Source organism: Peribacillus sp. NPDC058002, from assembly GCF_042886655.1.
Taxonomy (GTDB): Bacteria; Bacillota; Bacilli; order Bacillales; family DSM-1321; genus Peribacillus; species Peribacillus aracenensis.
On record NZ_JBHVQU010000025.1, the window covers coordinates 28,376 to 40,483 of the forward strand.

Here is a 12,108-nt window from a genome sequence, read left to right on the forward strand (position 1 = left end):
AGATTCATTTATCAAAATATTTTCCGATAATCCTTATAAAGGAAAGAAACGGTTTGATTTACAAATATTGAATGGGGAAATGGAGTACAAGTATGAGGCTAGCTATTACAAAGTCCCTAAGCCCTGGAGCGAGGCTCGGTAAAAACATCCATAATGAGCGGGGCCATATCCTATTGTGCGAGGGTCTTACATTAACGCAGAAAATGATCAATCGACTGGTGTCCCTAAATATTCCCTTTGTTTACATTCAAGATTCCAGGACGGATGACATTATTCCCAGGCCTCCAGTGTCAGGTAAACTACGAAAAGAAGCCATTAATACGATTGAAACCACTTTCCTGGACATGAAGAACAAAATGAACCTTGCTGGGTCATTCACGATAGAGCAGGCTAACGTCAAGTTCACTCAAATAGTTCGGAACATCATGGGCGAGCTGAAAAGGAATAAGGAGTTAATGACTTTATTGGCCGACGTTTATACATACGATGATTATATCTTTACTCATTCCTTTAATGTGACCTTATATACCCTGGCGATCGGGATGGAATTGAAAATCAATGATAAGAATCTCGAAATTCTTGGGCTGGGAGCGATTTTACATGATGTCGGCAAAATGCTCGTGCCTTTGGAAATCCTCCATAAACCCGGTAAGCTGACGGAAGAGGAGTTTGAACAAATCCAAAAACATGCCGATTACGGTTTCCATCTAATTAAAAATGTTCATGCCGTGTCCCTTTTAGTTGCGAATTGTGCCTATCAGCACCATGAACGGTTAGATGGATCAGGGTATCCCCGTGGGATAAAAGGAGATAAAATCCATTATTTCTGCAAGATCATTGCCGTTGCCGATGTGTTTGATGCCGTGACTTCCAACCGGGCTTACCGTAAGGCCATGCTGCCGCATCAAGGATTGGAAGTCCTTTATGCCGGAGTCGGGAAAAAGTTCGACAATACGGTCATCGAGGCTTTCCGCCGGGCGGTTGCCATTTACCCTAATGGTCTCTCCGTTGAATTGAATGATGGGAGGAAAGGGGTAGTATCCGCTCAGAACGAGGGGATAGGAGACCGCCCCATGATAAGGATTCTTGAAGAAGATGGGGAGCAAATCAAAGAGCCGTATGAAGTGGACTTGAATAAAAACCTGCATTTGCTTATCATGAAATGTCTTAATATACAAGAACCAGCCTAACCTCAAGGATAAGCTGGTTTTTTCATTCCTTGTTTTCCTTCATGATGGGAGGTGCCACCGAACCGTTTCCGTTACTAAAATAACTTGGAACATCGCCTTCGATCAGCAGGCTTCCGACTGTCACTTCCTGGCTCACTTTGGTCTCCTTTGTGAAGGAGGGGATGACGATTTGAATATTGACATCGAAATCCACAATCAATTCATAATAAACATTATTGATGCCTGCGTTTGTCAGTTTTGTCCTCAAATCCGATTCAACATTCCCGATGACCGACATTTTCACTGGGATTTCAGGGCCGTAATTGGAAAGGAGGTTATTCCCGGTTACGACACCAAAAGGTATATAATAGACCACACTTTTATATTGTTCATCATTTATTTTGGCTGAACCTGTTTTAAAAGGGTTTCCCTGTTTGATGCCAAGTTTTTCTTGAATATCATTCGTAATGTTAGCCCGCAATTCACTGTATATGACCGGATTGAAGCTATAGGAAGAGCTTGAGTCCTTACCGCCCTTGGTGCTGGTGATGATTTTGTTCATATCAACCTTCGCTATATTCTCATCGACAGATTCATGAATCGTTTCCGTTGCAATCCGTTTGATTTCATATTCGGCTACACTCATGATCACGGGTTCGATTGATTTGTCCACGTACCAAAGGGTCATGATGCTTGATATGATAAACAGGATAAATGAATAGAGAAATACTTTTCGGGTGGGAAGAGGCCCCTTTTTTCGGAATTTCTTCGTTCGAAATCTTTTTCGGAACACGCTTTAGCCCCCTTTACTAATAACTATGCATCAAGTTTGGGGGTTTATGTTCGAATCAAAAAAAAGCAGCGTAAAATTCACGCCGCTCACTTTTGTTTTTTAGCCAGATCCTTCCTTTCCCATAATCTTAAATAGGGGTAAGGGTCAAAGCTCCATTCTGTAATTCCGTTGTCTTTGTACATTCCGTAATGAAGATGTGGAGGGAATTTTCCGGAAGTTCCTGGAGGGCCGTAACCTGTACTGCCGACACCTCCGATGACTTGTCCTGGCTCGACGATTTGTCCGACTTTCAACCCCTTGGCAAAGCCGCTTAAATGGGCAAAGTAATGATAGGTATTATTTAAATCCCGTATCCCAATCCGCCAACCGCCGAATTTATTCCAGCCTTTCATTTCAATGATCCCATAGCTCGTGGAACGAACGGGAAGGCTATAATCCGCAAAAATATCAGTGCCCTCATGGATTCTCCTTCCGCCCCATCCACGAGCGCTTCCCCATGTATTTAAGTACGTATAATGAGTGCGTACTGGAACCGGGAAGGCTTTTTCATGTAGATCCAACCGGCCATATTTTTTATAGATCTCGGCATTGCCGATAATGATGCTGACAGCTTTATCTCGTTTATAGTAATCCCACAAGCCGATCCGGATATTATCTTCATCAGCACCATAAGATTGGAGATGCCTCGAAAACGCATACAATCGATCTGTATCATTCGCGATATCGGCTTTGCCATCACCATCACCATCATGGCCCAGCCCATCAAAAAATGCTATCGTGAGCGGGTTCACGTCGTTTAAATCAGGATTGAGGGCCCCGCTCCACTTTGAAGGCTCGATGTGGATGCCAATTAAACCCTTTGCCGGCTCCAAATCCCTTCGTGCAGCCCTGAGGCTGTGCTCATATTGATCAGCCCCAGCAAGGTAATACCACGGGATTTGAAGGGTGGCCTCCATATTTTTATATAGCTCGATCCTCCCGGCATATACATCTGGGGCATCGGCAGCATCAGCCACTTGGCCTGGTGCATTCAAAATAAACAAACATGTTATGGTAATAAGGAATAATTTTTTCAACGGGGCAGGCTCCTTTCATGACATTTTCCGTATTTAAAAGACATCAGTCCATCCATCTTTTATAGTTTTGCTGATTTAGCTATAAACATGAAAAATAAATAATGGGAAACCAACTATAACTTGTATAAATGCTTTTTTATTGTTAAAGTAGGGTGTGTTAATTTCTATAGAATGGAGTGGCATTTTCATGTCTTCTACAAATAAAGAAATTCTTCGTAAACCAGATTGGTTGAAAATAAAGCTTAATACTAACGAAAATTACCTCGGTTTAAAAAATATGATGCGCGAGAAAAATCTTCATACCGTCTGTGAAGAGGCAAAATGTCCGAATATTCACGAATGCTGGGCAGTGAGAAGGACGGCTACTTTCATGATCTTAGGTGAGATTTGTACAAGGGCTTGCCGCTTTTGTGCTGTTACAACCGGACGTCCAAATGAATTGGACTGGGCTGAACCGGAGCGTGTTGCCGATTCAGTTGTTTTGATGAATTTAAAGCATGTCGTCATTACAGCTGTTGCCCGTGATGATTTAAAGGATGGAGGCGCTGAAGTTTTCGCTGAAACCGTCCGTGCCATCCGACGGAAAAATCCTTTTACATCAATTGAAGTATTACCGTCCGATATGGGCGGGGTGTTTGAAAATATCAAGACTTTGATGGATGCTAAACCAGATATCCTGAACCATAATATAGAGACTGTCAGAAGTTTATCCGACCGTGTACGGGCTCAGGCCAAATACGAACGTTCATTGGAGCTTTTAAGAAGAGCCAAGGAACTGTATCCGGAAATCCCGACAAAGTCCAGTTTAATGGTAGGTTTGGGTGAAACGCGGGAGGAAATCCTCGAGACCATGGATGACTTAAGGGCTAATAATGTGGATATCATGACGATCGGCCAGTATTTGCAGCCGACTAAAAAGCATTTAAAGGTGCTGAAATACTACACGCCTGAGGAATTTGCCGAGCTGAAGGAACGTGCATTGGAAAAAGGCTTCAGCCATTGTGAGTCCGGTCCGCTTGTCCGTTCATCCTACCATGCGGATGAACAGGTTAATGCTGCGGCAAAACATAAGCAAAACAAAGGTGAAGAATTATTGAAATAGAGTGAAATAAAGGACCGAAAAAATTCGGTCCTTTTTTATTAACGGTTATCCATTTTTTGATGGATGTTATCGTGATGATCTCTTTTATCGTTAACCATTTCCCCGTTTTCATTTTCTTCGTCACTCATTTTGTAACCTTGCGGCGACTTCAGCATTCGTTTGATGGTTTGTTCGATCGTATAGTCAATCCCTTTGCTGCCGGATTTCAAAGTAGAGAAGTTCTCGACATCTTGGGCAAGGGCTTGATAATCATCACTGACGTAAACATGATAATAGCGAGGCACGACGGACATGGCAGTGCGTTTAACTTGGTCTGCGGTTTCCGTCCGATCCTTGGCATTGGTATCATATACGACAAGCACTTCCTCATCAGTAACGAGGGTAGCGGCATCATTGACATTCGGAATCTGAACACTCAGTTTAGAAATGACATCAGATAGTTGTTCACGGTCAATGGAAGCAGCTTTGTTGGAAATGTTACGGCCATCAATGGTTGCACTATTTGTGCGGGTAAAACCGAAATCATCACTTTTATTGTCATTATTACGATAATCCTCGTCATAATATTGAGTTGGATTATTTACGTTTGTTGGGTTACCGGCATTGTTTTTTGCACCAAGCCCCTGATCTTTTGCTTTATCAGCACATCCGGTAAGTGCAATAATCGAACTTAAACCTATCGTTATTATTGTTTTCTTCATCAATAACACCCCCGTAACTTTAGGATGAACATATTTCTCTATTTTTCGCTTAGTAATTGATGGGGAATCAGTTATAATTTAAAGAAGGAATGTATATATGAGAGGTGAAAACAATGATTAACATTAATAACATGACCTATGAAATAATTGAGAATGAAAGGGAAGGCTATAACGAAGAAGCGTTTAAGGCCAGATACAGTGAGATTTTAACGAAGTATGATTATATAGTAGGGGATTGGGGTTATGGGCAATTGAGACTGCGTGGATTTTTTGACGATAATAATCAGAAAGCGACCTTTGATACGAAAATAAGCACGCTTAGTGAATATTTATATGAATACTGCAATTTTGGCTGTCCTTATTTCGTCGTAAAGAAAATAAAGAAATAAAAAGGCCAGAATTCTCTCTGGCCTTTCCGTGTTAAGAGCTGCCATATCCTTTATATGGAGGCTGTTCATCTTTTTCTGAATCATCATGTGTCGGATGAGCACCAGGATATTTTCGAGGTAAATTTTCGTGCAACGATTTATTTTCATAATTAAAGGCACTTTGATATCGTTGCCCTTCCTGCCAAGGGGTGTTTTTATTCTGAACTGGTGCATCTTTTGCTATGGCTGATCCAAAAGGCCCTTCGGGAAATTCTTCAGGAATTAAATAATCCCTCTGTTTTTCGACATTGGAAAAATCGTGGTATTCTTCTTTGTCCAAGATAATCCCCCCTCATGTAATCGATCTTACATTCAGTAGGTTTCCCGTTTAAGATAAAAAACTTCAGCTCTCAGACGATTTCCATTAAAAAGTGACGCAGCTCTTCGGCTTCCGCTTCTGATAACTGAAAGGCATGCTCAAGATAGCCTTCCTCTTCTAAATCATCAGGCCCAATAATCGCGAAACGATTACTCTGCATATTTAAGACAAGCTTCTTTCCATAAAAACGATCGGTGGTCGTGATGGCCAGATCGAATCTTGATTCCTCTCCCATGAAGCTTATGAACCGGGTTTTTGAATCAACGACGTCATTGTATAAATAAAAACGATCTTCCATAGTATCATTCCCTTCTTATCTTCACATTTGTAGTTCCATCATAACAAAGTGACTTCAATTGGGGAACAAACATTTTCGGGGCTTCTGCCTGAGAACCGCGTCGCTCCTCATGAGCCTAAGGAGCCTCCGGCAATCATAAGCGTTCATCGATTAAATGAAAATGGTAAGAATATAAATGGGATCGTGAATTGTTTTTCTTGGAGTTGATCTTGGGAAACGCCCCCATAGAAAAGGCAATGTGTAACACACCCGCTTCTGTTAGTTATTGGATGGTGCAATGGTTGTGGTTGAAGGAATTGAGAGTAAGGGAGAAGCTATGGTATTATCAAGGAATAAGGTTGGTTCGGCACAGGGGTTTATTATGCCGCTATTTCAACCAATGATTCCCTATATCATCTTAGATCAGAAAGGATCTGGAAAAAAATGTACTTTGTAGACCGCCAAAAGATTGAACAAATATTAGGTTTTCTTGAAAAGCAGCTTGGACTTTTTGAAGGGCATGATAATTGGGATGGAGATCTTTCGGAACTTATCGCTGAAAGGCTCATACAAACTTCCATCGATTCCGTATTGGACGTAGGAAATGCGGTAATTGATGGTTTTATTATGCGTGATCCAGGAAGTTATGAAGATATTATCGATATCCTTCAAGATGAAAAAGTCATTTCTGAAGAAAAAGCGATACAATTCAAAAAGGTGTTGCCGCTAAGGAAAATGCTGGTTCAAGACTTCATTGAAGTGAATCACGAAGAACTGCATGCCGCATTTTCGGAAAATATCGAGGCATTCAAGCAATTCCCGGATTTGGTGAGGAACTATTTAACAAATGAATTGGGACCTGTATCAGCTTTTAAAAACTAGCAGTTAGGAAGGCGAATTCAAATGAAGTCGTATAAAGGATATTTAATTGACTTGGATGGCACCATGTATCGCGGGACTGAACAAATTGCGGAAGCCGCAGGGTTTATTAATGACCTAAGGAAAAGGGATATCCCTTATTTATTCGTCACAAATAATTCATCCCGGACTCCGGCACAGGTGGCTGATAAATTGAGAAGCATCGGTATATCGACGGAAGATGACCAGGTTTTCACGACAAGCATGGCCACTGCCAATTACATTGCTGAACAAAAGAAAGATGCATCGGTTTATGTGGTAGGTGAAGAAGGCATCATCGAGGCTCTTAAGGAAAAAGGAATGAAGCTTGTGGAAGAGCATCCAGACTTTCTGGTAATGGGCATCGACCGCGGGGTCAATTATGAAAAATTATCAAAAGCCTGTCTTGCTGTAAGAAATGGCGCTGTTTTCATATCGACCAATGGTGATATTGCCATTCCTACAGAGCAAGGCCTTTTACCGGGGAATGGTGCCTTGACCTCAGTAGTTTCCGTTTCGACCCAGGTACAGCCGATTTTCATCGGAAAACCTGAATCCGTCATAGTCGAGCAAGCTCTAAGAGTACTAGGGGTACCTAAAGAAGAGACAATCATGGTTGGAGATAACTATGATACGGATATCCTTGCCGGGATCAATGCAGGGATCGATACACTGCTTGTACATACTGGCGTAACGACAAAAGAACGCTTAAAGCAATATAAGAAGCAGCCGACGCATGTAGTGGACACCCTCGACTTATGGCGCTTCGAATGAAAAAAACCAGGCCTGCGAATGCAGCCCTGGTTTTTTTGTCGTGAATATCATAAGTTTACTATTCCCCATGTTCGGTTCTATGAGCAAGCCGGCTTGAAGCGGCAGCTGCAATTGCCCCAACAATATCATCTAAAAAGGTGTTCACCTTACCCGTGCTTTTATCGTTTAAATATTTTAAGATACCCGGCTTTTGTTTATCGATGAAACCATAATTGGTAAAGCCGATGGATCCATAAACATTCACAATTGAAAATGCCAATATTTCATCGACCCCATATAGGCCTTCATCTATTTCAATGATGCTCTGTAATGGCTCCTCGAGCAGTTTTTTCTCAGCTAGAATATCCAACTGAATGCCGGTAAGGATGGCATTTTGGACTTCGCGTTTTGAAAGGACCCGTTCGACGTTGTGAAGGCAATCGGACATTTGGAGATTTTCATGGTAGCCTGATTGTAAATACATGACAAGCTCAGCGATATCCTCCAATTTCACTCCTCGGTCAATTAGCCATTTTCGAGCCGTTTTTTCAGACATTGATTGTTCGATATTAGCCATGTCATCACCCATTTCTCTATATTTTAAAGGGAAGGTTCTAATGCAGATAGTTTGATTTGATTAAACGTTTTGATTGGAATTTCTAATAAGGTTTCGATAATCATTCAGAAAACGGGTTATTCCACATATATATAAGAGTATGATGTCCAATATTTCTATTATATCCATTTGATGAGGGGGGCCATTCCATGATAGAAGAAATCATTTTTAATAATTATGGGATACAGGTGGAGCTTGAAGAAACCAATGTCAGGTTTCCAAGCTTCCGTTCAGGAAATATGGTGTACAGTATCGTTCCCATAGAAAATATGGAGCAGGAGGAATTAGTGGAACGTTATAAAATGTCTCAACATCTGATTTCACAAGGTGATCGTCACGTATCCGCCTTTGTCCTTGCCAATCATGGAAGCTATGTTTCGGAAGCGGATGAACAATTATTCGTCCTTCTTGCCAATCAGGCATTGGAAGGTCCGAGAAATTTCAACCCAGGAAGGCGTCTGGCAAGATTCCATCAGCGTGGGAGAACGATTAATGATACGATTCGTACATGTTCAAGGATCGGTAAATGGAAAGAACTCTGGGAACAAAGGATCGATCAGTTAGAAAAGATTTGGCGGGATAAGCTCATCGCCCATCCTGATAACCAGTTTGAAAAATTATTTATAGAAACCTTTCCCTATTATATGGTCCTAGGTGAAAATGCGATTCAATATTTAGTCGACACGGAAATCGATGATACCCCGCAAATTGTCGATAGTGGAACGGTATGTTATGAACGTTTTTTACATGATACGTGGAAAAGCAATAAGTGGATGAAAAATCCGTTCGATTGGGTATTTGACCACGGAACCAGGGATGTCGCGGAATGGGTGAGGGAACATTATTTTCAAAATGTGCATACCCATCAGCGGGGAATTGCCCATTTCTTTCACGAATATCAGTCCATAGAACCGTTCTCCAGCTTTTCGGCCCGGTTATTATATTCGAGGATGCTATTTCCCATTCATTATTTTGAAACGGTGGAAGAGTATTTTTCAAAAACGACGGAATCAAGGTCGAACCAATTGGAGGATAAAATATATTCGATCACGAAATCCTCCCAACAATATGAGTCTTTCCTCAAACATTTTTATGAATTGGCAGAGATCCCTGCCAAGCAATATGATTTGCCTAAAATTGACTGGATTTAGATAAAAACGGGAAAGAAATATGATTCATTCTTATTTACTATGTTATGATGATAACAAGATTTTTTAGAATAATTAGATATTGATCACTACGGAAGGATGGGACCATGAAAAGATTGATGATGGCCGCCTTTATAGCCCTTTTAATCATCCAAACGGCAAATCTTGCGAAAGCTGAAACGAAAACGGGCTGCGAAGCAACTCAATTCAAGATTGTCACGAAGTCTGATGCGGATGTGAAGGAAAAGGCGTCGGCTGCAAGTAAAACGTTAAAAACTTATAAGAAAAATAAAGAATTATCGGCAAGCGGAAGAACCGGTAGCTGGTATAAGGTCTGTCACTCGAATAGGACCGCATATATCAATATGGCAGATGCAAAAGAGGTGTTCAGTTCCGGTGAAAAAGCCATTTTGAAGAAATTCGATGGGAGAAAAGGCGTTAACCAAATTGTATCTGTGACAGGTAAAGCGATGAGTGATACGAAGGTCACGATCCAAACTTATGAGAAGAAACAAGGGGAATGGCGCCGGGCATTGAAGGAGATGGAGGGTGTCATTGGGAAGAATGGCTTCACGAAGAGCAAAAAAGAGGGTGATGGGAAATCCCCGGTCGGGATTTATTCATTTGGTACGGCCTTTGGAAGCGAAACGAAGCCTGCAGGAGTGAAAATGAGTTATAAGAAAACAACTAAATATGACTACTGGGTTGATGATCAGACATCCACGGATTATAACAAGTGGAAAACCTACAAAGGAAATCCTGCAGTTAAATGGAAGTCTTTCGAAAGGATGAATCATGAACTCTATAAGTATGGGGCTGTCATCAATTATAATACGAATCCCATCGTAAAAGGAAAAGGAAGTGCAATCTTCCTTCATATATGGAGAGGGAGTACAAAACCGACGGCTGGATGTACAGCCACGGCCGAAAAGAATGTCGTCAGTATACTGAAATGGATGGATCCCGTTCAAAAGCCACATATTGTAATGGGCACTAATGATTCATTGAAGAGCGTTAAGTAATAATCATCAAAATGGTTTGCCATAAAAAATTTAGCTTTACCCGTCCTTACTCGTTCAAGGGATGGACGAAAAAAGTTCGTGCATCCATCTTTTCTAACTATTGATAATTATATGAATTAAACTTATAATGTCTACTATACAAATACAAACGTCTTCTTCAGGCAAACAGTTTTTAAGGGGGAACAGAAATATGAAAGCCATCTCGATCGGTTTATTGGGGTTAGGTACAGTTGGATCAGGAGTCGTACAAATCATTGAAAGCCATCAGGACAAGCTCATGCACCAAGTGGGCTGTTCCATATCCATTAAGAAGATACTAGTCAAAGATACGACGAAGGAGAGGCTTATCGAGATCGATAAAGGTATATTAACAGACAATCCCGAGGATATCCTTTCGAATCCCGAGATTGATGTTGTAATAGAAGTGATGGGTGGAATCGAAGAAACACGCGGTTATCTGATAGAGGCAATAAAGAATAAAAAGCATATCGTTACGGCCAATAAAGACCTAATGGCTTTATATGGACCGGAATTGCTGGAATTGGCCACCGATAATCAATGTGATTTGTTCTATGAAGCAAGTGTTGCAGGGGGAATCCCGATTTTACGCGGGCTTGTGGATGGATTATCTTCTGACCGCATCACGAAAATGATGGGAATCGTCAATGGAACGACAAACTTCATTTTAACGAAAATGAGCAAGGAAGGCAGAGCTTATGATGACGTATTGAAGGAAGCTCAGGAGCTGGGATTTGCTGAAGCTGATCCGACAGCCGATGTAGGCGGTTTGGATGCGGCACGAAAAATGGCGATCCTTTCCACACTCGGGTTCTCCATGAACATTGGCTTGAATGATGTTGAGGTACAGGGCATTACCGAGATATCCGAAGAGGATTTGAGATATAGCAAGAAGCTTGGTTATACAATGAAATTGATCGGTGTAGCTTCCAGGGCAGGGGATAGGGTCGAAGTAAGTGTCCAGCCTGCACTGCTTCCTGAAGCACATCCGCTGGCATCGGTAAATAATGAGTATAATGCAGTATACGTTTATGGGGAAGCCGTAGGGGAAACGATGTTTTACGGACCGGGGGCTGGCAGTCTTCCTACTGCGACTGCAGTCGTTTCGGATATGGTGACGGTCATTAAGAATATGAGGCTGGGCGTAAATGGCCGCAGTGCCGTTTCACCTCAGTACCCGAAACAATTGAAAGATGGTACTGAGATTTTCGCTAAATTCTTCATTCGATTACATGTTCAAGATGAAGTCGGCGTTTTAGCCAAAATCACGAATTTATTTGCCGAGCATGGGGTAGGATTCGATAAAATCCTTCAATTGCCCCTGGATGAAAAGGAATCTTCCGAAATCGTATTGGTTACGCATACTGCCACAAAGGCTGCATTTGAGCAAATAATACAGAAATTAAATGATTACAATATGGTAAGAGAAGTGAAAAGCACATACAGAGTTGAAGGAGAGGACATCAAATGAGCTGGCAAGGACTTATAAGCACGTATAAAGATTTTTTACCCGTTAATGAAAACACACCTGCACTAACCCTTTTGGAGGGTAATACTCCTTTAATCAGACTGAATCGGTTATCCGAAGAGTGGGGAATCGACTTACATGTAAAGTATGAAGGGGCAAATCCAACTGGATCATTTAAAGACCGCGGAATGGTCATGGCTGTCGCCAAGGCGATAGAAGAGGGCAGCGACACGATCATCTGTGCTTCCACCGGGAATACATCAGCAGCTGCAGCAGCTTATGCGGCCCGTGCCAACCTGCGCTGAATCGAAGATGTCTCTT

14 protein-coding genes and 1 pseudogene are annotated in these 12,108 nt (G+C 41.7%); 9 read left to right on the forward strand and 6 right to left on the reverse strand.

Features of this window, described 5'->3' with window-relative positions; all coding sequences use genetic code 11:
• Positions 1-92 precede the first annotated feature (92 nt).
• Positions 93-1,190: an HD-GYP domain-containing protein gene (locus ACFVSH_RS07555; RefSeq protein ID WP_387705437.1), complete on the forward strand. Its 1,098-nt coding sequence runs from the start codon at positions 93-95 to the stop codon at positions 1,188-1,190.
• A 22-nt stretch (positions 1,191-1,212) separates the two neighbouring features.
• On the opposite strand, the gene yunB is transcribed toward ACFVSH_RS07555, so the two are convergent.
• Entirely contained in the window at positions 1,213-1,962 is a 750-nt protein-coding gene (yunB, locus tag ACFVSH_RS07560) for a sporulation protein YunB (RefSeq protein WP_260285724.1), read from the reverse strand.
• 86 nt (positions 1,963-2,048) lie between these two features.
• Positions 2,049-3,038, reverse strand: coding sequence for a M23 family metallopeptidase (locus tag ACFVSH_RS07565; RefSeq protein ID WP_387705439.1), 990 nt, complete (start codon positions 3,036-3,038; stop codon positions 2,049-2,051).
• A gap of 187 nt (positions 3,039-3,225) precedes the next feature.
• Between ACFVSH_RS07565 and lipA the strand changes: the two genes are divergently transcribed.
• Complete coding sequence (gene lipA / locus ACFVSH_RS07570) at positions 3,226-4,140, forward strand: lipoyl synthase (RefSeq protein ID WP_063234033.1); 915 nt, start codon at positions 3,226-3,228, stop codon at positions 4,138-4,140.
• A gap of 38 nt (positions 4,141-4,178) precedes the next feature.
• Here lipA and ACFVSH_RS07575 read toward each other — a convergent pair whose 3' ends face one another.
• Entirely contained in the window at positions 4,179-4,841 is a 663-nt protein-coding gene (locus ACFVSH_RS07575; protein ID WP_387604023.1) for a YhcN/YlaJ family sporulation lipoprotein, read from the reverse strand.
• A gap of 113 nt (positions 4,842-4,954) precedes the next feature.
• On the opposite strand from ACFVSH_RS07575, the gene ACFVSH_RS07580 reads away from it, so the two are divergent.
• Entirely contained in the window at positions 4,955-5,230 is a 276-nt protein-coding gene (locus tag ACFVSH_RS07580) for a YutD family protein (RefSeq protein WP_076368161.1), read from the forward strand.
• Between the two features lie 31 nt (positions 5,231-5,261).
• Here ACFVSH_RS07580 and ACFVSH_RS07585 read toward each other — a convergent pair whose 3' ends face one another.
• Positions 5,262-5,549 (reverse strand): cytosolic protein, encoded by a 288-nt coding sequence (locus ACFVSH_RS07585; protein ID WP_387705441.1) that lies wholly within the window; start codon positions 5,547-5,549, stop codon positions 5,262-5,264.
• A gap of 70 nt (positions 5,550-5,619) precedes the next feature.
• Positions 5,620-5,886: a DUF3055 domain-containing protein gene (locus ACFVSH_RS07590; protein ID WP_098371475.1), complete on the reverse strand. Its 267-nt coding sequence runs from the start codon at positions 5,884-5,886 to the stop codon at positions 5,620-5,622.
• Between the two features lie 423 nt (positions 5,887-6,309).
• On the opposite strand from ACFVSH_RS07590, the gene ACFVSH_RS07595 reads away from it, so the two are divergent.
• A complete protein-coding gene (locus tag ACFVSH_RS07595) occupies positions 6,310-6,747 on the forward strand; it encodes a DUF86 domain-containing protein (protein ID WP_387705442.1) in 438 nt (145 codons plus the stop codon).
• A gap of 21 nt (positions 6,748-6,768) precedes the next feature.
• Complete coding sequence (locus ACFVSH_RS07600) at positions 6,769-7,536, forward strand: TIGR01457 family HAD-type hydrolase (RefSeq protein ID WP_387604017.1); 768 nt, start codon at positions 6,769-6,771, stop codon at positions 7,534-7,536.
• 58 nt (positions 7,537-7,594) lie between these two features.
• On the opposite strand, the gene ACFVSH_RS07605 is transcribed toward ACFVSH_RS07600, so the two are convergent.
• Entirely contained in the window at positions 7,595-8,092 is a 498-nt protein-coding gene (locus ACFVSH_RS07605) for a phosphatidylglycerophosphatase A family protein (protein WP_387604015.1), read from the reverse strand.
• A 188-nt stretch (positions 8,093-8,280) separates the two neighbouring features.
• On the opposite strand from ACFVSH_RS07605, the gene yutH reads away from it, so the two are divergent.
• From yutH to ACFVSH_RS07625, 4 genes and pseudogenes are all read left to right on the forward strand, one after another.
• The gene (gene yutH, locus ACFVSH_RS07610) at positions 8,281-9,282 is read left to right on the forward strand and encodes a spore coat putative kinase YutH (protein WP_387604013.1); all 1,002 of its coding nucleotides are present in this window, start codon (positions 8,281-8,283) and stop codon (positions 9,280-9,282) included.
• Positions 9,283-9,386: 104 nt separating this feature from the next.
• A complete protein-coding gene (locus ACFVSH_RS07615; protein WP_387705444.1) occupies positions 9,387-10,301 on the forward strand; it encodes a L,D-transpeptidase family protein in 915 nt (304 codons plus the stop codon).
• 190 nt (positions 10,302-10,491) lie between these two features.
• On the forward strand, positions 10,492-11,790 hold the full coding sequence (locus ACFVSH_RS07620; RefSeq protein WP_387705445.1) for a homoserine dehydrogenase: 1,299 nt from the start codon (positions 10,492-10,494) through the stop codon (positions 11,788-11,790).
• Positions 11,787-12,089, forward strand: a pseudogene (locus tag ACFVSH_RS07625) (pyridoxal-phosphate dependent enzyme); the annotation flags it as partial. The gene ACFVSH_RS07620 and the pseudogene ACFVSH_RS07625, both read left to right, overlap by 4 nt.
• Positions 12,090-12,108 lie beyond the last annotated feature (19 nt).